Origin of the sequence: Enterobacter sp. PTB (genome assembly GCF_051130085.1) — a bacterium.
Taxonomy (GTDB): domain Bacteria; phylum Pseudomonadota; class Gammaproteobacteria; order Enterobacterales; family Enterobacteriaceae; genus Enterobacter; species Enterobacter ludwigii.
Map to the genome: position 1 here is coordinate 1 of NZ_JBDKEE010000009.1, position 23,718 is coordinate 23,718.

At 55.7% G+C, this 23,718-nt stretch carries 16 protein-coding genes; 12 read left to right on the forward strand and 4 right to left on the reverse strand.

Going from position 1 to position 23,718, the window contains the following annotated elements; translation table 11 throughout:
- The first annotated feature begins 191 nt into the window (after positions 1-191).
- The 3 genes from murB to AAIR21_RS12890 are packed head-to-tail and all read left to right on the forward strand — an operon-like array spanning position 192 to position 3,181.
- Entirely contained in the window at positions 192-1,220 is a 1,029-nt protein-coding gene (gene murB, locus AAIR21_RS12880) for a UDP-N-acetylmuramate dehydrogenase (protein ID WP_063215133.1), read from the forward strand.
- The gene (gene birA / locus AAIR21_RS12885; protein WP_032680102.1) at positions 1,217-2,179 is read left to right on the forward strand and encodes a bifunctional biotin--[acetyl-CoA-carboxylase] ligase/biotin operon repressor BirA; all 963 of its coding nucleotides are present in this window, start codon (positions 1,217-1,219) and stop codon (positions 2,177-2,179) included. Before murB ends, birA begins: the two co-directional genes overlap by 4 nt.
- Before the next feature lie 6 nt (positions 2,180-2,185).
- Positions 2,186-3,181 carry a glycosyl hydrolase family 8 gene (locus tag AAIR21_RS12890; RefSeq protein WP_183516865.1) on the forward strand — a complete coding sequence of 332 codons (996 nt, stop codon included), beginning with the start codon at positions 2,186-2,188 and terminating at the stop codon, positions 3,179-3,181.
- Between the two features lie 45 nt (positions 3,182-3,226).
- Here the strand turns inward: AAIR21_RS12890 and bcsG are convergent, their stop codons facing one another.
- Genes bcsG through bcsE form a run of 3 tightly spaced genes read right to left on the reverse strand, consistent with a single transcriptional unit; the run spans position 3,227 to position 6,652 of the window.
- Positions 3,227-4,906: a cellulose biosynthesis protein BcsG gene (gene bcsG, locus AAIR21_RS12895; RefSeq protein WP_020884479.1), complete on the reverse strand. Its 1,680-nt coding sequence runs from the start codon at positions 4,904-4,906 to the stop codon at positions 3,227-3,229.
- A complete protein-coding gene (gene bcsF / locus AAIR21_RS12900) occupies positions 4,899-5,096 on the reverse strand; it encodes a cellulose biosynthesis protein BcsF (protein ID WP_025202797.1) in 198 nt (65 codons plus the stop codon). Before bcsF ends, bcsG begins: the two co-directional genes overlap by 8 nt.
- Positions 5,090-6,652, reverse strand: coding sequence for a cellulose biosynthesis c-di-GMP-binding protein BcsE (gene bcsE / locus AAIR21_RS12905; RefSeq protein ID WP_183516866.1), 1,563 nt, complete (start codon positions 6,650-6,652; stop codon positions 5,090-5,092). The genes bcsF and bcsE overlap by 7 nt, the downstream gene beginning before the upstream one ends.
- Before the next feature lie 173 nt (positions 6,653-6,825).
- On the opposite strand from bcsE, the gene bcsR reads away from it, so the two are divergent.
- From bcsR to AAIR21_RS12950, 9 genes are all read left to right on the forward strand, one after another.
- Complete coding sequence (bcsR, locus tag AAIR21_RS12910) at positions 6,826-7,014, forward strand: cellulose biosynthesis protein BcsR (RefSeq protein ID WP_020884481.1); 189 nt, start codon at positions 6,826-6,828, stop codon at positions 7,012-7,014.
- An 11-nt stretch (positions 7,015-7,025) separates the two neighbouring features.
- Positions 7,026-7,778, forward strand: coding sequence for a cellulose biosynthesis protein BcsQ (gene bcsQ, locus AAIR21_RS12915; RefSeq protein WP_020884482.1), 753 nt, complete (start codon positions 7,026-7,028; stop codon positions 7,776-7,778).
- A complete protein-coding gene (bcsA, locus tag AAIR21_RS12920; protein WP_047355815.1) occupies positions 7,775-10,390 on the forward strand; it encodes a UDP-forming cellulose synthase catalytic subunit in 2,616 nt (871 codons plus the stop codon). The genes bcsQ and bcsA overlap by 4 nt, the downstream gene beginning before the upstream one ends.
- A 10-nt stretch (positions 10,391-10,400) precedes the next feature.
- Positions 10,401-12,821 carry a cellulose biosynthesis cyclic di-GMP-binding regulatory protein BcsB gene (gene bcsB / locus AAIR21_RS12925; protein WP_032670490.1) on the forward strand — a complete coding sequence of 807 codons (2,421 nt, stop codon included), beginning with the start codon at positions 10,401-10,403 and terminating at the stop codon, positions 12,819-12,821.
- 6 nt (positions 12,822-12,827) lie between these two features.
- The gene (gene bcsZ / locus AAIR21_RS12930; RefSeq protein WP_183516867.1) at positions 12,828-13,934 is read left to right on the forward strand and encodes a cellulose synthase complex periplasmic endoglucanase BcsZ; all 1,107 of its coding nucleotides are present in this window, start codon (positions 12,828-12,830) and stop codon (positions 13,932-13,934) included.
- Entirely contained in the window at positions 13,916-17,398 is a 3,483-nt protein-coding gene (gene bcsC, locus AAIR21_RS12935) for a cellulose synthase complex outer membrane protein BcsC (RefSeq protein WP_183516868.1), read from the forward strand. The genes bcsZ and bcsC overlap by 19 nt, the downstream gene beginning before the upstream one ends.
- Positions 17,399-17,517: 119 nt before the next feature.
- Positions 17,518-19,524, forward strand: coding sequence for a biofilm formation regulator HmsP (gene hmsP, locus AAIR21_RS12940; protein WP_025202803.1), 2,007 nt, complete (start codon positions 17,518-17,520; stop codon positions 19,522-19,524).
- A 159-nt stretch (positions 19,525-19,683) separates the two neighbouring features.
- On the forward strand, positions 19,684-20,970 hold the full coding sequence (locus AAIR21_RS12945; RefSeq protein WP_183516869.1) for a dicarboxylate/amino acid:cation symporter: 1,287 nt from the start codon (positions 19,684-19,686) through the stop codon (positions 20,968-20,970).
- A 226-nt stretch (positions 20,971-21,196) separates the two neighbouring features.
- Positions 21,197-22,690: a M16 family metallopeptidase gene (locus tag AAIR21_RS12950; protein WP_014172086.1), complete on the forward strand. Its 1,494-nt coding sequence runs from the start codon at positions 21,197-21,199 to the stop codon at positions 22,688-22,690.
- A 43-nt stretch (positions 22,691-22,733) separates the two neighbouring features.
- On the opposite strand, the gene AAIR21_RS12955 is transcribed toward AAIR21_RS12950, so the two are convergent.
- Positions 22,734-23,663, reverse strand: coding sequence for a sugar kinase (locus tag AAIR21_RS12955; protein ID WP_183516870.1), 930 nt, complete (start codon positions 23,661-23,663; stop codon positions 22,734-22,736).
- Positions 23,664-23,718 lie beyond the last annotated feature (55 nt).

The window sequence follows — 23,718 nt, forward strand, 5'->3', positions numbered from 1 at the left end:
CCGTAGCGCCGATGGTAGTGTGGGGTCTCCCCATGTGAGAGTAGGGAACTGCCAGGCATCAAATAAGTGAAGAGGCCATCCGAAAGGATGGCCTTTTTGCGTTTTTATCCCTTCCTCGTTGCTCTAAACTAATCACCTATCCCCCCGTATATACGGTAAACTATCCCGGTTTTTGTCTCAGGATAGCGTCTATGAATCACTCCCTTAAGCCCTGGAATACCTTTGGCATTCAACGTAATGCTAATAAAATTGTACGTGCCGATACTGCACAGCAGCTGCTGGATGCCTGGCAAAGCGCAACAGAACAAGACGAACCTGTACTGATTCTGGGCGAAGGAAGTAATGTCCTGTTTCTCGATGATTTTGCGGGAACGGTGATCGTTAACCGCATCATGGGAATTGATGTGGAAGAGCGTACCGATAGCTGGCATTTGCACGTTGGCGCCGGTGAAAACTGGCATCATCTGGTGCAATACACCCTGGACAAAGGGATGCCTGGACTGGAAAACCTTGCCCTTATCCCTGGCTGCGCCGGATCATCCCCCATTCAAAATATCGGTGCCTATGGCATCGAACTGAAACACGTTTGTGAATACGTAGATTGTATTGAGCTGGCGACCGGCGCGGCTCAGCGTTTAACCGCTGAACAGTGCCGTTTTGGCTACCGTGACAGTATTTTCAAGCATGAATATCAGGATCGCTACGTGATTATCGCCGTAGGCCTGCGTCTGTCAAAAAACTGGCAGCCGGTGCTAACCTACGGTGATTTAACGCGTCTCGATCCCGAAACGGCGACTGCCCGTGACGTCTTTGACTCGGTGTGCCATATGCGCACGACCAAGCTTCCTGATCCTAAAGTGAATGGAAATGCGGGAAGCTTCTTCAAAAACCCGGTTATCAGCAGCGAAAACGCCCAAGCGTTTCTTGCAGGTTGGCCTGCCGCACCCCATTACCCACAGGCGGATGGTAGCGTGAAGCTGGCCGCAGGCTGGCTTATCGATCAATGCCAGTTAAAAGGTGCCTCCGTGGGCGGTGCGGCCGTTCATCGCCAGCAGGCTCTGGTGCTGATTAACCAAAACGATGCGACCAGCGAGGATGTTGTCCAGTTGGCCCATCACGTCCGTCAGCAAGTGGGCGAAAAATTTAACGTCTGGCTGGAGCCAGAGGTCCGCTTCATTGGCCGTACGGGTGAAGTGAATGCCGTGGAGGTTATCGCGTGAAGGACAATACTATCCCTTTAACCCTGATAAGCATTCTTGCCGACGGTGAATTCCATTCCGGCGAGCAGCTGGGTGAACACCTGGGCATGAGCCGTGCCGCCATTAACAAGCATATCCAGACCCTCCGCGACTGGGGTGTTGATGTCTTTACGGTACCCGGAAAAGGCTACAGCCTGCCGGAGCCGATTCAGCTGCTGAATGAAGAGCTGATCCGCAGCCAGGTAGAGCATGGCAATGTTGCGGTCTTGCCGGTGATCGATTCGACCAACCAGTACCTTATGGATCGACTCAGCGAATTATCCTCCGGGGATGCCTGTGTAGCCGAGTACCAGCAGGCCGGGCGTGGCCGTCGAGGCCGCAAGTGGTTTTCGCCATTTGGTGCCAACCTCTATCTCTCCATGTACTGGCGTCTGGAGCAGGGTCCCGCTGCTGCTGTTGGCCTGAGTCTGGTCATCGGGATTGTGATGGCAGAAGTGTTGCACGATCTGGGCGCTGATAAGGTGCGGGTGAAATGGCCAAACGATCTTTATCTGAACGATCGTAAACTTGCCGGTATTCTCGTTGAATTAACGGGTAAAACAGGCGACGCGGCGCAAATTGTCATTGGTGCAGGCCTCAATATGGTGATGCGCAATGTACAAAATGACGTGGTGAATCAGGCGTGGACCAACCTGCAGGAAGCGGGGATCACCATCGATCGCAACACCCTTGCCGTGCGTATGATTAAAGAATTACGCAGTTCGCTTTCGCTCTTTGAACAAGAGGGGCTGGCATCCTTCCTGTCCCGTTGGGAAAAGCTGGATAACTTTATTAACCGTCCGGTGAAATTGCTGATTGGTGATAAAGAGATCTACGGTATTTCCCGCGGCATCGACGCACAGGGCGCGTTGCTCCTGGAGCAGGATGGCGTGATTAAACCCTGGGTGGGCGGTGAGATTTCACTGCGCAGCGCGGAATAACCCATTATGCGAAAACCCGCATGCGCCGCTCTGGCCGTCATGATGAGTTTACTGTTCTCCCCCCTTTCTCAGGCGGGCCAGGCCTGGGAGAGTTACAAAGCACGCTTCTTTACGCCTGAAGGGCGGATTGTCGATACCGGCAACGGTAATGTTTCGCATACTGAAGGCCAGGGCTTCGCCATGCTGATGGCGGTGGCTAACGACGATAAAGCCACGTTCGATAAGCTCTGGAAATGGACTGACAGTACGCTGAAGAACAAAGAAAATGGTCTGTTTTACTGGCGTTATAACCCTGCCGAGTCCAACCCGATTGCCGACAAAAATAACGCCGCCGATGGCGATGTACTGATTGCCTGGGCGCTGTTGAAAGCGGATACGCGCTGGCATGACAAACAGTACAGTGCCGCATCGGATGCGATAACGAAAGCACTCATTAGCCACACCGTGACCCGTTATGCGGGTTACCGCGTGATGCTGCCCGGCGTTCAGGGGTTTACCCTCGACGGCGAGATCGTGCTTAACCCCTCTTATTTCGTCTTCCCGGCCTGGCAGGCCTTTGCCAGTCGCAGCCATTCGCCGGTCTGGGGCAAGTTGATTCAGGATGGCCATCGTTTGCTGGCAAAAATGGGATCGGGTAAAGCCAGGCTTCCCACGGACTGGGTCTCGCTGGACTCTACGGGCACGTTGTCCCCGGCCAAAGCCTGGCCGCCACGGATGAGCTACGACGCGATCCGCATTCCACTTTACCTGGCCTGGTCTGATAAGAAGAGCCCGCTGTTAACGCCGTGGCGAGCCTGGTTCGGTCAGTTCCCCCGCGAACAAACTCCCGCATGGGTAAACGTGACGACCAATGAATATGCGCCTTACATGATGGAAGGGGGGCTGCTGGCGGTACGTGATTTAACGATGGGACAGCCATCCGGAGAACCCGAGATCACTGCAAAGGATGATTACTACTCCGCAAGCCTGAAAATGCTTGTATGGCTTGCTGAGCAGCCATAACGGAACGGGTGAGCCCTCTCCCCTGGGGGGAGAGGGAAATGCGGTTTACTGCGGATAAGGTACCCAGTCTCCACCGTTCAGGCGAACGTATGGTTTGTTCTGATACTGAATCACGACCGCGTTCGCGTTCTCAGAGACTTCGGCAGTTTGCGGCAGGTTACTGGTGAGCTGATCCCAGTTCACGCTGTCTTCCACAAACAGTTTGCCGTCAACCGCGCGGGCAACCAGTTCTGAAATGGCCAGATAGCTGGTTGGCTGAGCGATCTCAATCGGTGCGCCCTGATGAGGTGCCTTCATACCAAAGAATTTAATGCCTGCCGGTACGTTGGTAATAGACGGGCTAGGGATATCACGCAGACCTGACACCTGCATCCTGTCGCCTTTCAGCGCGGCGCCGTGTTCAGGTACCACAACCACCATCACTTTACGGCCCGATTTATCCAGCTCCGTAAAGAATGCGTCCAGTTCATCAAAGAATTTCTGCGCACGAACTTTATAATCGGCCGTTTTGCTCACGCCAGGGAAGTGGTTACCATCGTGAAGCGGCAGCGTGTTGTAGAACGTTGCACTGCGCGGATTACTGTCTTTTTCGATGGTCTTCAGCCAGCGTTGCAGCACGGCGGTATCGTCATAAACAGGTGAACCGTCAAAGCCCAGCAGAGTGACCGGCAGTCCGGTTTGATCCATCAGCTGTGCCTGCATACCACCCTGTTCGCGCACCTCTTTCAGGAAGTTACCGAACTGGCCGTTATGTCCCAGCATCAGATGCTGCGTGAAGCCCAGTTTTGAGAGGTTATCGAACAGATAACACTGGTTGCCGGCGGGTTGATACAGGTTCTTATGCGATGTCTGACCGCAGCTTGCACGAAGCAGGCGAATTGCCGCCGGGCCGCTGTACGAGGTGGCAGAGTTAAAGTCTTTAAACTGGATATCGAAATGGGACCACAGCGGGTGAGACATCAAACCCGCGGCATCGACGTCAGCCCAGGAGAGTGAACAGATGTTGATCACCAGCAGCTCAAACGGCTGAGCATCCGCCGGCAGGGCTTCCGGGAATTTGGTCTGACGTTTATCTTCTGCGGTATAGAAGCTGGAGAGCCAGGCGTTCAGGTTAGTGGACGTCGGCGGTGCGGTCTGCGTCGGGATATCGCCGACCACAGGCGTATCACCTGCCGTCGTGACGGTTGCCGCTGCACTTCCCCCGGTAGTGGTCACCGTGGTCGTGGGTTGACCCGCGGGCCACAGGGAGAAGTCTGGACCTGCAAGCGTCAGCACGTTCAGCCAGATCATAATGGCGACGACAAATACCGTGACGCGGATCCATTGTGACAGGAACAGCCAGGCTACCAGCAGCACAAAGACGGCACCTATCATTTGCCAGTTAATAAAGCGCTCGGTCAGGTCAAGGACATAGCTGGCGCTAAACCCTGCCACCTGCGAACCCTGACTCATAATGCTGTCCGGTCCCGGCAGCCAGGTGTCATGCCAGAACAGAGCAAAGCCGACAGGGATAGCAATCCAGTGACGCAAGCGATGCAGCCTGATATTGGGCAAAGGCATCAGCAGGAAAGCCATAAACACCAGGTTGAGCAGGGGATGGAAATTCAGATAGCCTGCCCACAGCAGACCAAACTTCACCAGAAAGTAGAAGTTCCAGCCGGAAAGGCCGCGCCAGTATTGCCAGAGCGGCGATGGTGACGAAGCGGTATAGGTAGAATTAGTCATGTTTTCGGTCTGCCTTGACGTGTGATGCCCGTGTCAGTGTTCCGGCTGGTTTTACATAGCGAGGTTTTACAAACAGCACTCTGGCCGTATCGCGGATACGGCGTATGGAATGGCGTGCATAGTAGCCAAGCGGGAAAAAGATCAGCGCACAGAATACGACCAGTTGAATGATATCGCTGATATTCATGATGGTGCGTTCTCCCCATTCTCAGTTAACAGGCGAAGGGGTTCCGGTATTCGCCGCCAGACGTGTCCGTCATGTCGGGCGTTGAGAATCGGTTTGGCATCGCTCTTCACGGTGAGCGGTTTCGCCCATTGTTCAGGCTCGAGGGCGCGCATCTGCACCAGCTCTGCACTGATAGAATTATCTTCGAACCAGATCATACGGTTCGAGAAAATATCCCCGGTTGGCAGGGGGAAGATATGGTTAAGGGCGGTATCAAGATCGTTTATCCGGCAGAAGGACAAGAACAGCACCAGGCGGTTGTCGCCGATGGTCATGATGTCTCCTGTGCGGTTCGGACGGCATAACGTGAGCGCCTGTTCAACGCGGATACCCGGTACCGGGCGCAGGGCAACCATCACCCCTTTCCCGTCTGCAGGAAGCAGCGTGTTGCTCATCATGTTGCCGACGGCGTCGCAGAAGGTATCCCATTTCTGGTATCCGCGCAGCTTCATCGGCTGCGTCATGGAGAGCAGGGTGGAGATATCTTCCGGTACGTGACGGTTGAACTGCTGACCCTGAACGCTTTCGAGAAGCGTCAGGCAGCGTGATAACGGCGCATTCCACGGAATCACCATATTGGCACCGCAGCCCAGAAGCAGGCGCTCATCCGTGGCGCGAAGGCTGGTGTTATTTTCGCGCACCACTATTTTTAAGGCGCTTCCGCGCTGGCGACGTAAGGTGTGGATCTGTCGCGCCAGCGTTTCAATCTGGTTATTTTGCATGAGCGAAAAAACAATGGTTGCCGCCTGGGTTGTGCGAGCTTCATTAAAAAGCGCTTCGTTAGAATCAAACAACGACCAATTTTCCGAGAGCGCAGGTGCCCCCTCTAAAACGGCAATATGGCTCAGGATTCGTTTTTCATCGCTGCGCGGTTGCACCACGGTTTCTTCCTGGTGCGCCAGGTGCCATTCGCCCTCAATATGTTTAAGGGTGAGCTGTTGTCTGGCGCTTACGCCTTTTTCATTACACCAGAACGCAATATCGTAGAGATAGCTGTCTGCCTGGTTCCGAAGACTCACCAGACCAAACAGGGAGCGATATTCGCCCATTAAAAGGGAAAACAGTTTGTCATTATTACTGCCAGGATTGACTATCAATAGCGTGCAATTTTGAAATTTTGCCCATTTATTGATTTTTTCCAGCCAGGGCAGTAGTTTTTCAGCAGGGATATTTTGCAGGGCGTTATTTGAGCATTTCAGAATCACCAGATAGTGATCCGGATCAATAGAGCACTGAATGTCGCGGGACAAAAAGTATAGACTATCGGCCTCCGCAGGCATGGAAAATAATCGCACCGTCTGCGGACCGCGATCGTTTTCAAGGGTGATAATTTTCTTTGGCTCTTCGCCCATGCTCACGACGGCCACGCGGGAATCCTTGCCCTGAGCGGCAATTGTCTTGTTTACCAGACTGATAGCATCTTCATTACGATCCGTATTAATCCACCAGACTCCTCCGACTGGCATGTGGCTCAATTCGTCCCATAATGACTGGATGCCAATAGAAAATATGGAGTCCACGGTGTCCCTCTTTTCGTTTAATTTCTCTGTATCTCAGTTTACTAGCGAAAGCGTAGAAATAAACCTAACATTGAAATTAAAGAACATCAGATTTAGCATGTAAATGAAATTTGATAGGGCAGGAAGCCTCGCTACTTCTGATTGTGCGATTTTACTCAAAGGGATGGAATAGAATGGATAATAACGAACCCGGCACCCCAGTCGACTCAACCCTGGGTTACACATTCCAGAACGACTTTCTGGCGCTGACGCAGGCGTTTTCATTACCTGAAATAGATTACACCGACATTTCCCAGCGGGAACAGTTGGCCGCGGCTATTAAACGTTGGCCGCTATTAGCTGAATTTGCCCAACAACAATAAGGGAGCCATTGATGGCCATACTAGGATTACAGGGCGTCCGTGGTGGAGTAGGTACAACATCCGTTACCGCGGCGCTGGCGTGGTCATTACAGCTTTTAGGTGAATCGGTATTGGTGATTGACGCCTGTGCCGATAATTTGCTGCGCATGTCGTTTAATGTCGACTTTACGCGTACAGAGGGTTGGGCTCGCGCGCTGCTTGATGATAAAGACTGGCGCGATGCGGGTATGCGTTATACCTCGCAGCTTGATTTACTGCCATTTGGCCAATTGACCACTACCGAGCGTGAAAATGAAGCTGCCTATCAGCGTCTGTTTTCCCAGTTCACCGTCGCGCTGCAGGAGCTGAAAGAAAAAGGCCATTATAAGTGGATCCTTCTGGATCTGCCGCACGGCGCCGGCACGCTGACCCGACAGCTTATGGCGCAGTGCGATCGCGTGCTGTCGATTGTGAACGTCGACGCGAATTGCCATATCCGTCTGCATCAGCAAGGGTTGCCTGAAAATGGTCATATCCTGATTAATGATTTACGCATTGGCAGCCAGATCCAGGACGACCTGTATCAGGTTTGGCTGCAAAGCCAGCGCCGTCTGCTGCCGATTGTTATCCATCGTGATGAGGGCATGGCGGAATGCCTGGCCTCCAAACAGCCACTCGGTGAATACCGCAGCGATTCCCTGGCGGCAGAAGAGATCCTGACGCTGGCGAACTGGTGTCTGCTGCACTTTGCCAAAGGGGCAGAGCCTGCAGGGAGTTCTGTATGAGCCGTCTCGCCAGCTGGTTACTCATCCCGCCGGTCAGTTCGCGTCTGAGCGAACATTACCGGCATTTTCGCCGGCACGGAGCTTCGGCATTCAGCGCCGCGCTCGGCTGCTTCTGGATGATTCTGGCCTGGACGTTCATTCCCCTCGAACACCCGCGCTGGCAGCGCATTCGTGCGCAGCACAGTGAGTTATATCCGCATATTCATCCCGACCGCCCGCGACCGTTGGATCCGGCGCGTTATATCATTCAGGCTGTCTGGCTGGTGGCCACGTCGTCCCGCTCAGAACACAAAGCGCCGCGCTGGCGCAGCTTCTCCCGCGTGCAACATTTACGTGAGCGCTATCACCAGTGGCTGGACAGTTTGCCTGACCGCGTGGGTGACAAGACCAGCCATCTGGATAACCATAAAGAGCTCGGGCATCTGCACCCGGGCTTGCGGCGTTTTATACTCGGCGTAATCGTCGTTTTCTCGCTCATTCTGGCCCTGGTTTGTATTACGCAGCCCTTTAACCCTCTGGCGCAGTTCACCTTCCTGATCCTGCTGTGGGGCGTGGCATTGCTGGTGCGCCGTATTCCGGGACGCTTCTCCGCCCTGATGCTGATAGTGCTGTCGCTGACCGTCTCCTGTCGCTACATCTGGTGGCGTTACACCTCAACGCTTAACTGGGATGACCCGGTCAGCCTGGTGTGCGGTCTGGTTCTGCTGTTTGCGGAAACGTACGCCTGGGTTGTACTGGTGCTGGGGTATTTCCAGGTCATTTGGCCGCTCAACCGTCAGCCGGTTCCGCTGCCAAAAGACACGTCACAATGGCCGTCTGTCGATCTCTTCGTGCCGACCTACAACGAAGACCTGAGCGTGGTAAAAAACACGATTTACGCCGCGCTGGGTATCGACTGGCCGAAAGATAAACTCAAAATCTGGGTCCTGGATGACGGCGGCCGCCCGGCGTTCCGTCAGTTCGCGGAAGAGGTGGGTGTCGAGTACATCGCCCGTACCACGCATGAACACGCCAAGGCCGGGAACATCAATAACGCCCTCAAGTATGCCAAAGGTGAGTTTGTCTCAATCTTTGACTGCGACCACGTGCCGACGCGCTCGTTCCTGCAGATGACGATGGGCTGGTTCCTGAAGGAGAAAGAGCTGGCGATGATGCAGACGCCGCACCACTTCTTCTCGCCGGATCCATTTGAACGTAACCTTGGCCGTTTCCGTAAAACCCCTAATGAAGGTACGCTGTTCTATGGCCTGGTGCAGGACGGGAACGACATGTGGGATGCGACCTTCTTCTGCGGTTCCTGTGCGGTTATTCGCCGTAAACCGCTGGATGAGATCGGTGGCATTGCCGTCGAAACGGTCACCGAAGATGCGCATACCTCGCTGCGCCTGCACCGTCGGGGCTACACCTCCGCGTATATGCGTATTCCGCAGGCCGCGGGTCTGGCAACGGAATCTCTCTCGGCGCACATCGGCCAGCGTATTCGCTGGGCGCGCGGCATGGTGCAGATTTTCCGTCTCGATAACCCCCTGATTGGGAAAGGGCTGAAACTCGCGCAGCGTCTGTGCTACGTCAACGCCATGTTCCACTTCCTGTCCGGTATCCCGCGCCTCATCTTCCTGACCGCGCCGCTGGCGTTCCTGCTTCTTCACGCCTATATCATCTACGCGCCTGCGCTGATGATTGCGCTGTTTGTTCTGCCGCACATGATCCACGCGAGCCTGACGAACTCGAAGATTCAGGGTAAATACCGCCATTCGTTCTGGAGTGAAATCTACGAAACGGTGCTGGCCTGGTACATCGCGCCGCCGACGATGGTGGCGCTGATCAACCCGCACAAAGGTAAATTCAACGTCACCGCGAAGGGCGGTCTGGTGGAAGAGGAGTATGTCGACTGGGTCATCTCCCGGCCGTACATCTTCCTGGTGTTGCTGAATATCGTGGGCGTGATTGCCGGTATCTGGCGCTACTTCTACGGCCCGGAAAACGAGATCCTGACCGTGTTCGTGAGTATGGCATGGGTGTTCTACAACCTGATTATCCTCGGCGGCGCGGTTGCGGTGTCGGTGGAGAGCAAACAGGTCCGCCGTGCGCATCGCGTGGAAATCTGCATGCCTGCGGCAATCGCCCGTGAAGATGGTCACCTCTTCTCCTGTACCGTGCACGACTTCTCAGACGGTGGTCTGGGGATAAAAATCAACGGTCAGGCGAAGGTGCTGGAAGGGCAGAAGGTTAACCTGCTGCTGAAACGCGGCCAGCAGGAGTACGTCTTCCCGACGCAGGTGGTGCGTGTAGCCGGTAATGAAGTCGGTCTGCAACTGATGCCGCTGACGAAAAAGCAACATATTGATTTTGTGCAGTGTACGTTTGCCCGCGCGGACACGTGGGCTCTCTGGCAGGACAGCTTCCCGGAAGATAAACCTCTGGAAAGCCTGCTGGATATTCTGAAGCTGGGGTTCCGTGGCTATCGTCACCTTGCAGAATTTGCCCCGTCGTCGGTGAAATTAATTTTCCGGTCCCTTACTTCGCTGGTTTCCTGGATCGTATCGTTCGTTCCTCGTCGTCCCGAGCGGGATGAGGCGAAGCAGGCGGACCCGGTTATGGCTCAACAATGATGATAACGCGATGAAAACTAAACTTTCCTGGTTATGTGCAGTGGCAATGGGGGTAAGTGCGCTCCCCACAACGATGGCTAACGCAGCACCCGATAACGCAGCGGCAACGCCTGCTCCGACGGTGCCTGTGGTCGCCCAGGCGACCGATCCGGTTATCACCGCGGCACCCGGTCAAACGGAAAACGTCATTCCGAACCAGCCTACGGACGGCAACACCCTGCCGGCAGACAGCAATGTCGTCGGTCAGGTGATGCCGGGCGTACAGGGAGCAAACGCGCCTATTGTCGCGGAAGATGCCCCGTCACGGGACGTGAAGCTGAGCTTTGCGCAGATTGCGCCGCCGCCGGGCAGCATGGTGCTGCGCGGTATTAACCCTAACGGCGGCATTGAGTTCGGTATGCGCAGCGATGAGGTTGTCTCTCACGCCATGCTGAACCTTGAATACACGCCATCACCGTCGCTGTTGCCGGTACAGTCTCAGCTGAAGGTTTACCTGAATGATGAGCTGATGGACGTCCTGCCCGTCACGAAAGAGCAACTGGGTAAGAAAACACAGGCCCAGGTGCCAATTAACCCCCTTTTCATCACCGACTTTAACCGCATACGTCTTGAGTTTGTCGGTCACTACCGTGACGTCTGTGAGAACCCTGCCAGCAATACCCTGTGGGTAGACGTAGGACGCAACTCTTCGCTGCAGATGACCTACCAGTCGCTGGCGCTGAAAAACGACCTCTCGTCGTTCCCGGTTCCGTTCTTTGATCCGCGTGATAATCGTCAGTTAGTGCTGCCAATGGTGTTTGCGGCGTCTCCGGACGTCACCGAGCAGCTGGCGGCCACCATTGTGGCATCGTGGTTTGGTTCACGTTCCGGCTGGCGCGGGCAGAACTTCCCGGTGATGTACGACAAAATGCCGGACAGAAACGCGATCGTGTTTGCGACCAACGCGAAACGTCCTGCCTTCCTGCGCGATCACCCGGACGTAAAAGCGCCGACCATTGAGATGATGAGCCACCCGGATAACCCGTACGTGAAGCTGCTGGTGGTCTTCGGGCGTGATGATAAAGACCTGGTGCAGGCGGCCAAGGGCATTGCCCAGGGTAACGTTCTGTTCCGTGGAAACAGCGTGGTGGTGGATGAGGTTAAACCGCTGCTGCCGCGTAAACCTTATGATGCACCAAACTGGGTGCGTACTGACCGTGCCGTCACGTTTGGCGAACTGAAAACGTATGAAGAACAGCTGCAGGCGACGGGGCTTGAGCCAGCCCCGATTAGTCTGTCACTGAATCTGCCGCCAGACCTGTACCTGCTGCGCACCAACGGCATTGATATCAATCTGAGCTACCGTTACACCGCGCCGGCAACCAAAGACAGTTCACGCATGGATATCAGCCTGAACAACCAGTTCCTGCAATCTTTCAGTCTGACAAGCACGCAGGATACTAACCGACTGATGCTCCGTCTGCCGGTGTTGCAGGGGCTGCTGGACGGGAAAACGGACGTCTCTATTCCGGCGCTGAAGCTTGGGGCGATCAACCAGCTGCGCTTTGATTTCCAGTACATGAACCCGATGCCTGGCGGCTCGGTGGATAACTGCATCACCTTCCAGCAAGTACAGAACCACGTTGTGATTGGTGATGAGTCAACCATCGACTTCTCGAAGTATTATCACTTCCTTGCCATGCCGGACCTGCGTGCATTTGCCAATGCCAGCTTCCCGTTCAGCCGTATGGCCGATCTCTCTGAATCCATTGTCGTCATGCCAAAAGCACCAAATGAGGGCCAGGTGACGACCCTGCTGGACACCATGGCGTCCGTGGGTGCGCAGACCGGATTACCGGCAATTAACGTCACGTTGACTGACGATGGTAGCCAGATCCAAAACAAAGACGCGGACATCATGGTGATCGGTAACATCCCGGATAAGCTGAAGGATGACAAGCGTATCGATCTGCTGGTCAAAGCGGCGCAGTCCTGGGTTAACACGCCACTGCGTCAGACCGAGTTCCCGAGCATTATGCCGGATATCAACGATCGTCAGGCCAGCGTGCAGACAACCGTTACGTCTCAGGGACCAATGGCCGCGGTGGTTGGCTTCCAGTCACCTTACAACGAGCAGCGTAGCGTAGTGGCGCTCCTGGCGGACAGCCCGCGTGGGTATGCGTTACTCAACAGCGCGATGAACGACAGCGGCAAACGTGCCGCGATGTATGGTTCGGTGGCGGTGATCCGCGAGTCTGGGGTCAATAGCCTGCGCGTGGGCGATGTGTACTATGTGGGCCATCTGCCGTGGTTCGAGCGTCTGTGGTATGCGCTGGCTAACCATCCGGTTCTGCTGGCTATCCTGGCCGCCGTCAGCGTGGTGTTGCTGGCGTGGGTGCTGTGGCGTCTGCTGCGTATCATCAGCCGTCGTCGCCTTAACCCGGATGAGTAACAGGCGATGAAAGCGTTTCGCTGGTGTGTGTTAGCAGCGTTGATGCTGGCGGCGATCCCTCTTCGCGCCGCCTGCACCTGGCCTGCCTGGGAGCAGTTTAAAAAGGATTACATCAGTGAGAGCGGGCGTGTCATTGATCCCATCGACACGCGCAAAATCACCACGTCGGAAGGGCAAAGCTATGCGTTGTTCTTTGCCCTGGCCGCGAACGATCGCAAAGCCTTTGATCAATTGCTGACGTGGACGCGCGACAATCTGGCCGGGGGCAATCTGAACGATAATTTGCCCGCCTGGCTATGGGGTCAGAAAGACCACGACAACTGGGCGATAATCGATACCAACTCCGCCTCGGATGCCGATGTCTGGATTGCATGGTCACTGCTTGAGGCGGGCCGGCTGTGGAAACATCCGGACTATACCCGCACGGGTAAGGCGCTCCTTAAACGCATTGCCCATGAGGAAGTGGTGAAAGTACCGGGACTCGGCTCCATGCTGCTGCCCGGGAAGGTCGGTTTTGCCGAGGAGAAAGCCTGGCGCTTTAACCCCAGCTATCTTCCTCCGCAGATAGCGAGCTATTTCACGCGCTTTGGTGCCCCGTGGACGACCCTTCGTGAAACCAACCTGCGCTTGTTGCTGGAAACGGCGCCAAAGGGGTTTTCGCCGGACTGGGTGCAGTATCAGAAAAACAGAGGCTGGCATTTGCAGCAGGATAAATCGCTGGTGGGCGGCTACGACGCCATCCGCGTCTACCTCTGGGTCGGAATGATGAGTGACAAAGACGCCCAGAAAGCCCGGTTGCTTACGCGCTTCCGGCCGATGGCGACAATGACCACGAAACACGGTGTACCGCCGGAAAAAGTGGATGTGGCGAGCGGGAAGCCGACGGGCAAGGGGCCGGTCGGCTTTTCCGCTGCGATGCTGCCTTTTTTACAGCAGCGTGATGCGCAGGCGGTACAGCGCCAGCGCGTTGCAGATAATTTTCCCGATAATAATGCCTATTACAGCTACGTACTGACTCTCTTCGGGCAAGGATGGGATCAGCATCGTTTTCGCTTCACCGCTCAAGGTGAATTAATACCGGACTGGGGCCAGGAATGCGCAACTTCACAGTAAATCTTCTCAGTTTATCGCTTAGCCTGGCACTGATGCCGCTGGCTCAGGCCGCTAACTCCCCGCAGCAGCAACAGCTGCTGCAACAGGTGCGGCTGGGTGAATCGACGCAGCGTGAGGATTTGGTTCGTCAGTCGCTCTACCGCCTTGAGCTGATTGACCCGAACAACCCCGACGTCATTGCGGCGCGCTTTCGTTACCTGCTTCGTCAGGGTGATAACGCCGGTGCGCAAAAAGAGCTGGATCGTCTGAAAGGGATCGCGCCGGGCTCCAGTGCGTATCAGTCCTCGCGCAATACGATGCTGCTTTCTACGCCTGAAGGCCGTCAGCAGTTACAGCAGGCCCGGTTACTGGCTACAACGGGTCATACTCAGGAGGCCATTGCGGCCTATGACAAGCTTTTTGACGGTAATCCGCCGGGCGGTGACGTGGCGACGGAATACTGGAATGTTGTGGCGAAAGATCCTGCCCGCCGTGGGGTCGCCATTAACCAGCTGAAGAAAATTAACGCCAGCAGCCCGGGCAATACGCAGCTGCAGGGCACGCTGGCACAGCTGCTGTTCCAGACCGGACGCCGCGATGAAGGCTTTGCGGTGTTGCAGGAGATGGCCAAATCCAGCAATGGCCGCAGCCAGGCATCTGATATGTGGTATGAGCAGATCAAAGATCAGCCTGTCAGCAACGCCAGCGTCAGCGCGCTGCAAAAATACCTGAGCGTCTTCAGCGACGGCGACAGCGTAGCGGCGGCGCGTACTCAACTTGATACGCAGCAAAAACAGCTCGCCGACCCAACGTTCCGTGCGAAAGCACAAGGGCTGGCGGCGGTGGATGCCGGGCAGGGCGATAAGGCGGTGGCGGATCTGCAAAAAGCGGTCAGCGCAAATCATGCCGACAGCGAAGCCGTGGGCGCGCTTGGACAGGCGTACTCTCAGAAAGGCGATCGCGCCCGTGCGGTGGCGCAGTTTGAAAAGGCGATCGCCCTCGATCCGCAGAGCGATAACCGTGGCAAATGGGACAGTTTGCTGAAAGTTAACCGCTACTGGCTGCTGATCCAGCAGGGTGATACCGCCCTGAAAGCGAACAATACGGCGCAGGCGGAACGTTATTACCAGCAGGCGCGTGCCCTCGACAATACCGACAGTTATGCGGTGCTGGGGCTGGGAGATGCCGCGGCGGCGCGTAAAGACACGGCTGCGGCGGAACGTTATTACCGTCAGGCGCTGCGTATGGACAGCGGTAACAGCAATGCCGTTCGTGGCCTTGCCAATGTTTATCGTGCGCAGTCCCCGGAAAAGGCCTCGCAGTTTATCCAGTCGCTCTCTGCCAGCCAGCGCCGAAGCATTGATGATATTGAACGTAGCCTGACCAACGAGCAGCTGTCAGCCCAGGCGGAACAGCTGGAAAACCAGGGCCAATACGCTCAGGCGGCGGAAATTCAGCGTCGTCGTCTGGCGCTCTCTCCGGGCGACGTCTGGATAACCTACCGTCTGTCGCGCGATCTCTATAGCGCGGGCCAGCGCAGCCAGGCGGATAACCTGATGCGCCAGCTTGCCAGCCAGAAACCGTCCGATCCGGAACAGGTGTATGCCAGTGGGCTGTATCTCTCCGGAAACGATCAGGACCGGGCCGCGCTCACGCATCTGGAGACGCTTCCGCGCAGCCAGTGGAACGCCAATATTAAGGAGCTTGCTGACCGCCTGCAGAGTAACCAGACGCTGGAAACGGCAAACCGACTGCGCGACAGCGGCAAAGAGCAGGAGGCGGAAAACCTCCTTCGCCAGCAGCCGTCCTCTACCCGTATCGACTTAACCCTTGCGGACTGGGCGCAGCAGCGTGGCGATCTGGAGGCCGCGAAAACGGCTTATAACACCGTGCTGGAGCGTGAACCGCAGAACGAAGATGCGATCCTCGGTCTGACCGAAGTGTATAGCGCCCAGGGCAACAAAGAGGCAGCCCGTGCCGCGCTGGCAAAACTGCCTGCCGCGCAAAACGGAGAGCCGCTGTCGCTCAATAAGCAGCGCCGGATCGCGATGGCGCAGGCAGGCCTTGGGGATTCCGCCGCCGCAGAGCAGACGTTCAGCAAGATTATTCCTCGGGCGAAATCACAGCCTGCATCTATGGAAAACGCGCTGGTATTACGTGATGCCGCCCGTTTCCAGACGCAAAATGGTCAGCCTCAGCAGGCACTGGAAACGTATAAAGATGCGATGGTGTCGTCAGGCGTTACGACGACACGTCCGGCTGACAATGACAGCTTTACCCGCCTGACGCGTAACGACGAAAAAGACGACTGGCTGAAACGCGGCGTGCGTAGCGACGCCGGTGATTTGTACCGTCAGCAGGATGTTAACGTCACGCTGCAGCATGATTACTGGGGCTCCAGCGGCACCGGCGGCTATTCCGATCTTAAAGCGCATACCACCATGTTACAGGCGGATGCGCCACTGGCGGATGGCCGTATGTTCCTGCGTAGCGATGTGGTCAATATGGATGCCGGGTCCTTTTCCACTGATAACGGTACCTACGATCCGAAATGGGGCACCTGTTACGAAACGCCGTGTAGCGGCAACACGCATCAGTCAGCAAATGGCGCGAGTATTGCCGTGGGCTGGCAGAATAAAACCTGGGCGTGGGATATTGGTACCACGCCGATGGGCTTTGACGTTGTCGACGTGGTCGGCGGTGTAAGCTACAGCAGCGACCTGGGGCCAATCGGTTATACCGTTAACGCCCATCGTCGCCCGATCTCCAGCTCTCTGCTCGCCTTTGCCGGGCAAAAAGATACCAACACCGGCACCACCTGGGGCGGCGTGCGCGCAACCGGCGGTGGCGCGAGCATCAGTTATGACAAAGGTGAGGCGCACGGCGTCTGGTCGAGCCTGAATGCGGAAACGCTGACGGGTAAAAATGTGGAAGATAACTGGCGCGTCCGCTGGATGACCGGTTACTACTACAAGCTCATCAATAAAAACAATGAGCGTCTGACCGTCGGCGTGAGCAACATGCTCTGGCACTACGATAAAGATCTGAGCGGTTATACCCTGGGTCAGGGCGGTTATTACAGCCCGCAGGAGTATGTCTCCTTCGCGTTGCCTGTCACCTGGCGTAAACGTACCGAGAACTGGTCCTGGGAGCTGGGCGGATCGGTGTCATGGTCTCATTCTAAAACTAACGACGTGATGCGCTACCCCATTCAGGGACTGATTCCGACCGATGAGCCCGGTCGCTACACCGACAGAGGCGAAATGGAAACCGGCAGCAGCTCCTCTGGCACGGGTTATACCGCACGGGCCATTATCGAGCGCCGGGTCACGTCCAACTGGTTTGTGGGCCTCGGTGTGGATATTCAGGAAGCAAAAGATTATACCCCAAGCCACGCACTGCTTTATGTACGCTACTCTGCTGCAGGCTGGCAGGGCGATATGGACTTACCGCCGCAGCCGCTTATCCCTTACGCGGACTGGTAATCGGATTTAACTTAATCCATTTGTAAGTCTCTCTTAAAAGTACAGCAATCGGGTATACTCAGGCGCACCAGGTTTACACCCTGGTGCGCCCTGCGCTTCGAGTTTTGTGGAGAGTCATTTTGCGTGTCAGCCGTTCCTTAACTATCAAACAGATGGCGATGGTTTCTGCCGTCACAATGCTGTTTGTACTCCTTTTTTGCGTAATTTTGCTGTTTCATTCCGTACAGCAGAATCGCTATAACACGGCTTCGCAATTAGAAAGTATTGCCCGCTCGGTGCGTGGCCCGCTCTCTGCCTCTATTTTGAAAGGGGATATTCCCGAAGCGGAAACCATTTTAAAACGCATTCAGCCTGCCGGTGTCGTGAGCCGCGCAGACGTGGTGTTACCCAATCAGTTTCAGGCGCTGCGGATGAGTTTTATCCCCGAGCGCCCGGTCCCCATGATGGTGATGCGACTGTTTGAACTGCCGGTGCAGATTTCGCTGCCGGTCTATTCACTTGAGCGTCCCGCGAATCCGCAGCCGTTGGCCTACCTTGTTCTGCAGGCAGACTCGTACCGCATGTACAAGTTCGTCATGAGCTGGGTTGTCACGTTAGTGACCACTTGCTTACTTATGACGCTTATTCTGAGCGTGGCGCTGACCTGGTGTATTAACCGTCTGATTGTGCATCCGCTACGCCGGATTGCCCGGGAGTTGAACACGCTTTCACCGCAGGACCAGGTGGGGCATCAGCTTCCGCTGCCACGTCTTCATCATGATGACGAGATTGGCATGCTGGTGCGCAGCTATAACCTCAACCAGCAGCGGATGCAGCGCCAGCAGGATGAGCTGAACAGCAGCGCCACGCGCTTCCCGGTGTCGGAGCTGCCCAATAAAGCCTTCCTGATGGCGATGCTGGAACAGACTGTTGCCCGCCAGCAAACCACCGCGCTGATGGTGATCGCCTGTGAAACCCTGCAGGACACCGCCGGCGTGCTCAAAGAGAACCAGCGTGAAATGCTGCTCTTGACGCTGGTGGAGAAAGTGAAGTCCGTGCTGGCCCCGCGCATGGTGCTGACCCAGGTCAGCGGGTATGACCTGGTGGTGATTGCCAACGGCGTGAAAGAGCCGTGGCATGCGATCACGTTAGGTCAGCAAGTACTCACTGTCATTAATGAGCGGCTGCCCATTCAGGGCATCCAGCTTCGTCCAAGCGCCAGTATCGGTATTGCGATGTACTACGGTGACTTAACGGCGGAACAGCTTTACCGTCGTGCTTTCTCGGCGGCGTTTACCGCCCGGCGCAAAGGGAAAAATCAGATCCAGTTCTTCGACCCGGAACAGATGGAAAGGGCGCAGCAGCGCCTGACGGAAGAGAGCGACATTTTGACCGCGCTGGATAACCGTCAGTTTGCCCTCTGGCTCCAGCCGCAGGTGAATTTGCTGACGGGCGAGGTGATCAGCGCGGAAGCGCTGCTGCGCGTGCAGCAGCCGGATGGTTCATGGGAATTGCCGGAAGGGCTCATTGAGCGCATCGAATCCTGTGGCCTGATGGTCACCGTCGGTTACTGGGTGCTGGAGGAGTCGTGCCGACAGCTTGCTGCCTGGCAGGAACGAGGCGTGACGCTCCCACTGTCGGTCAACTTGTCCGCCCTGCAGCTGATGCATCCGACTATGGTGTCTGAGATGCTGGAGCTGATCCATCGTTACCGGATCAAGCCTGATACGCTAACGCTGGAAGTCACGGAAAGCCGGCGTATTGACGATCCTAATGAGGCGGTCGCGATTCTGAAACCGCTGCGTAATGCCGGTATACGCATCGCGCTGGACGATTTCGGTATGGGCTATGCCGGGCTGCGTCAGCTCCAGCATATGAAAACCCTGCCGGTGGATGTGCTGAAAATCGACAAAGCCTTTGTTGAAGGGTTGCCGGAAGACAGCAGCATGGTCCAGGCCATTATCCAGCTGGCCCGCAGCCTGAAACTGCAGCTGATTGCCGAAGGGATTGAGACAGACGCGCAGCGCACCTGGCTGGCTGAAGCGGGCGTGGAGGGCGGACAGGGCTTCCTGTTTGCACCGGCTGTTCCGTCGGATGTCTTTGAACAACGCTACCTTTCCGGTGGGGACAATAGCGCAAACGTGTAATTTTGTTGCTGGCTTGTGCGAGCCAGCTCAAAGTTCTTAACATTTGTGTTTCAAATTTGAACTGGGTTTATTTCTGTCCTGTTATACGGGTGTTATTTTAGAGCCGCAGGTTAACCATAACCTTACAAAGCCTGTGGTTTTTCTTCCCAAGGACACCCTATGAAAACCTCACTCTTCAAAAGTCTCTATTTTCAGGTCCTGACAGCCATCGCAATCGGTATTTTGCTTGGTCACTATTACCCTGAACTTGGCGCACAAATGAAACCGCTTGGCGACGCATTCGTTAAGCTCATCAAAATGGTCATCGCCCCGGTGATCTTCTGTACCGTCGTGACGGGCATCGCTGGCATGGAAAGCATGAAGGCGGTAGGCCGTACCGGTGCAGTGGCGCTTCTCTATTTCGAAGTGGTCAGTACCCTTGCGCTGATTATTGGTCTTATCATCGTGAACGTGGTGCAGCCCGGCGCGGGGATGAACGTTGACCCGTCGACGCTGGATGCCAAAGCGGTCGCGGTGTATGCCGATCAGGCGAAAGACCAGGGGGTAGTGGCCTTCCTGCTGGACGTTATCCCAGGCAGCGTCATTGGTGCATTTGCCAGCGGCAACATTCTGCAGGTGCTGCTGTTTGCCGTCATGTTTGGCTTTGCCCTGCACCGTCTGGGCAACAAAGGCCAGCTGATCTTTAACGTCATTGAAAGCTTCTCGCATGTCATCTTCGGCATCATCAATATGATCATGCGCCTGGCGCCTATTGGGGCCTTCGGTGCGATGGCATTCACCATCGGTAAGTACGGCGTGGGTACCCTGGTGCAGCTGGGCCAGCTCATCATCTGCTTCTATATCACCTGTATTCTGTTCGTGGTGGTGGTGCTGGGCTCAATCGCCCGCGCGGCAGGGTTCAGCATTTTCAAATTTATCCGTTATATCCGCGAAGAGCTGCTGATTGTTCTGGGGACCTCTTCATCAGAATCGGCCCTGCCGCGCATGCTCGATAAGATGGAAAAGCTGGGCTGCCGTAAATCGGTGGTGGGGCTGGTCATCCCGACGGGCTACTCCTTCAACCTTGATGGCACCTCGATATACCTGACAATGGCGGCCGTGTTTATCGCTCAGGCGACCAACAGCCATATGGACATTTTCCATCAGGTTACCCTGCTGGTGGTGCTCCTGCTCTCGTCTAAAGGGGCCGCAGGTGTTACTGGCAGTGGCTTTATCGTGCTGGCGGCCACCATTTCCGCGGTCGGACACCTGCCGGTGGCGGGTCTGGCGCTGATTCTCGGTATTGACCGCTTTATGTCTGAAGCCCGTGCCTTAACCAACCTCGTAGGTAACGGTGTGGCAACGGTAGTCGTGGCAAAATGGGTGAAAGAGCTGGATCACAAAAAGCTCGACGATACGTTAAATAATCGCCAGTCAGACAGCAAAACTCCTGGTTTATCCTCTTAATATTGTCACAAATGCCCGCATTCCCTTGTCGGGATGCGGGCTCCTGCGCATAATAACTGTTCGTACCTGTCATAATTCGACAAGATTTTTTTTGGGTATATTTCACTTCTGACCGTGACGTTTTGTAGAACACGCGGTCTAATCGACGTGTTTTCATCGTCATCTTTTAGAGTGAAACGCGTCGCGAGACACTCTCTTTAACCAGGAATGTTGATCAGGGGTTCACATGCAGGGCACAAAAATTCGACTCTTAACCGGCGGTTTGCTGATGATGGCAGCAGCCAGTTATGTGCAGGCAGATGCGCTCCAGCCAGACCCGGCCTGGCAACAAGGGACACTAGCGAACGGTTTTCAGTGGCAGGTTTTAGCCACCCCACAACGTCCGAGTGACCGTGTTGAAATCCGTCTGTCTGTCAATACCGGCTCCCTCACGGAAAGCACTCAGCAAACCGGTTTTAGCCATTTTATTCCCCGACTGGCGCTCACGCAGAGCGGCAGTTTGCAAGCAGTTCAGGTGCGTTCGCTCTGGCAACAGGCCATTGATCCTAAACGCCCGCTTCCGCCGGCTGTGGTCTCGTATGACTACACCATGTTCAACCTGAGCCTGCCAAATAACCGTAACGACCTGCTCAAAGAAGCCCTTACGTATCTCGCCGATGCGTCGGGCAATCTGGCGATTACGCCGGAAACCGTTAACTATGCGCTGAGCAACAGTGACATGGTTGCCACCTGGCCTGTGGACACCAAAGAGGGCTGGTGGCGTTACCGCCTGAAGGGTTCAACGCTGCTTGGGCATGACCCGGCTGAGCCGCTGAAACAGCCAGTGGACGCTGAGCAGGTAAAATCGTTCTACCAGAAATGGTACACCCCGGACGCGATGACGCTTATCGTGGTGGGGAATGTGGACAGCCGTGCGGTGGTGGAGCAGATCAACAAAGCGTTTGGCGAACTGAAAGGCAAACGCGAAACACCGGCCCCTGTCCCAACGCTCTCTCCGCTGCGTGCAGAGCCTGTCAGCATTATGACGGATACCGTTCGTCAGGATCGCCTCTCCGTCATGTGGGATAACGCCTGGCAGCCAATCCGTGAGTCAGCGGCGCTGCTGCGCTACTGGCGTGCCGATCTGGCACGTGAAGCGCTGTTCTGGCACGTTCAGCAGACGCTCAGCAAGAATAACGTGAAGAATATCGGTCTCGGCTTTGACTGCCGCGTGTTGTTCCAGCGTGCACAGTGTGCCATTAACGTCGAATCGCCGGGCGATAAGCTGAATGCGAATCTGGGCGTGGTGGCAAAAGAGCTGGCAAAAGTGCGCAAAGAGGGTCTGTCGGAAGAAGAGTTCAATGCGCTGGTCGCGCAGAAAAAACTTGAGCTGCAGAAGCTGTTTGCAACGTATGCCCGCGCCGATACCGACATTCTGATCAGCCAGCGTATTCGCTCACTGCAGAATCAGGTGGTGGATATCGCGCCGGAGCAGTACCAGAAGCTTCGTCAGGACTTCCTGGAGGGGTTGACCGTCGATATGTTGAATCAGGACTTACGTCAGCAGCTGTCGCAGGAAATGGCGTTGATTCTTCTGCAGCCGAAAGGCGAGCCGGAATATGACATGAAGGAACTTCAGTCGACCTGGAATACCATTATGGCCTCCGCGCCGCAGCCATCGCAGGCTGCTACGGCAGATGATTTGCACCAGGACGCAACGGATATCCCGCAGGGGCAGTAATGCCCCTCATCCAGAACCCTCTCCCTGTCGGAGAGGGTTTTTTTTACTGTGGCATTGCCTCACGCGGAATAATTGCCCCGCGATACTGGATCACGGTGCTCGCCGTCAGGTGTCCACGCTGGGCCGCCGCTTCAGGCGTCCCGCCCGTCAGACGCACCGCCAGATAGCCCGCACTGAATGAATCGCCCGCCGCCGTCGTATCAATCACTTTCTCTTTTGGCAACGTCACCGCAGGAACGTCGATGACGGATTCACCTGCGATGGCGACCAGACATGAATCAGCCCCGCGCTTAATCACCACTTCACTTACGCCGGCGGCCTGCGTACGCGCAATCACCTCATCAACGGGTTTCTCACCCCACAGCGCATCTTCATCATCAAGCGTCAGGAAGGCGATATCGGTGCATTGCAGTATCTGCTGATAAACCTGCTGCGTCTCTTCACGGCTGGCCCACAGGCGCGGACGGTAGTTATTATCGAAAATAACCTTGCCGCCATTGGCGCGGCATTCACGCAGTAACGACAGCAGCTTTTCACGGCTGGCTGAACTTAAAATAGCCAGGCTAATCCCGCTCAGATAAAGATAATCAAAGGTGGCTAACGTTTCGCAGATGGCAGCCGCAGCGTCGCTCTCCAGCCAGAATTTGGCCGCGGCTTCGTTACGCCAGTAGTAGAAGGTCCGCTCGCCGGTATCGTCGGTTTCAATGTAGTAAAGCCCCGGCAGGCGGTTTTCCATACGCTGTATCAGCGAGGTGTCCACCTGCTCACTCTGCCAGGCTTCCAGCATTTGCTGGCTGAAACTGTCCGTCCCCAGGGCGGTGACGTAGTTCACGGTAAGGGCCTCTGGGGCAACCTGACGGGCAATATAAACGGAGGTGTTTAACGTATCGCCACCAAAACCGCGGCTGACTTCCGCGCCTTTTTGTGACAGCTCAATCATGCATTCGCCAATCACGGCAATTTTCTTGGTCATAGTCGTGAACCTGAACAGAGTAATTTTCGGTAGTGTGCGCTGAGTGAATTATTCG

Coding starts and splice junctions, on each gene's coding strand:
- murB (WP_063215133.1), top strand. CDS start 192: ATGAATCACTCCCTTAAGCCCTGGAATACCTTTGGCATTCAACGTAAT.
- bcsC (WP_183516868.1), top strand. CDS start 13,916: ATGCGCAACTTCACAGTAAATCTTCTCAGTTTATCGCTTAGCCTGGCA.
- bcsB (WP_032670490.1), top strand. CDS start 10,401: ATGAAAACTAAACTTTCCTGGTTATGTGCAGTGGCAATGGGGGTAAGT.
- bcsG (WP_020884479.1), bottom strand. CDS start 4,906: ATGACTAATTCTACCTATACCGCTTCGTCACCATCGCCGCTCTGGCAA.
- bcsA (WP_047355815.1), top strand. CDS start 7,775: ATGAGCCGTCTCGCCAGCTGGTTACTCATCCCGCCGGTCAGTTCGCGT.
- AAIR21_RS12945 (WP_183516869.1), top strand. CDS start 19,684: ATGAAAACCTCACTCTTCAAAAGTCTCTATTTTCAGGTCCTGACAGCC.
- AAIR21_RS12955 (WP_183516870.1), bottom strand. CDS start 23,663: ATGACCAAGAAAATTGCCGTGATTGGCGAATGCATGATTGAGCTGTCA.
- AAIR21_RS12890 (WP_183516865.1), top strand. CDS start 2,186: ATGCGAAAACCCGCATGCGCCGCTCTGGCCGTCATGATGAGTTTACTG.
- AAIR21_RS12950 (WP_014172086.1), top strand. CDS start 21,197: ATGCAGGGCACAAAAATTCGACTCTTAACCGGCGGTTTGCTGATGATG.
- bcsQ (WP_020884482.1), top strand. CDS start 7,026: ATGGCCATACTAGGATTACAGGGCGTCCGTGGTGGAGTAGGTACAACA.
- bcsR (WP_020884481.1), top strand. CDS start 6,826: ATGGATAATAACGAACCCGGCACCCCAGTCGACTCAACCCTGGGTTAC.
- bcsZ (WP_183516867.1), top strand. CDS start 12,828: ATGAAAGCGTTTCGCTGGTGTGTGTTAGCAGCGTTGATGCTGGCGGCG.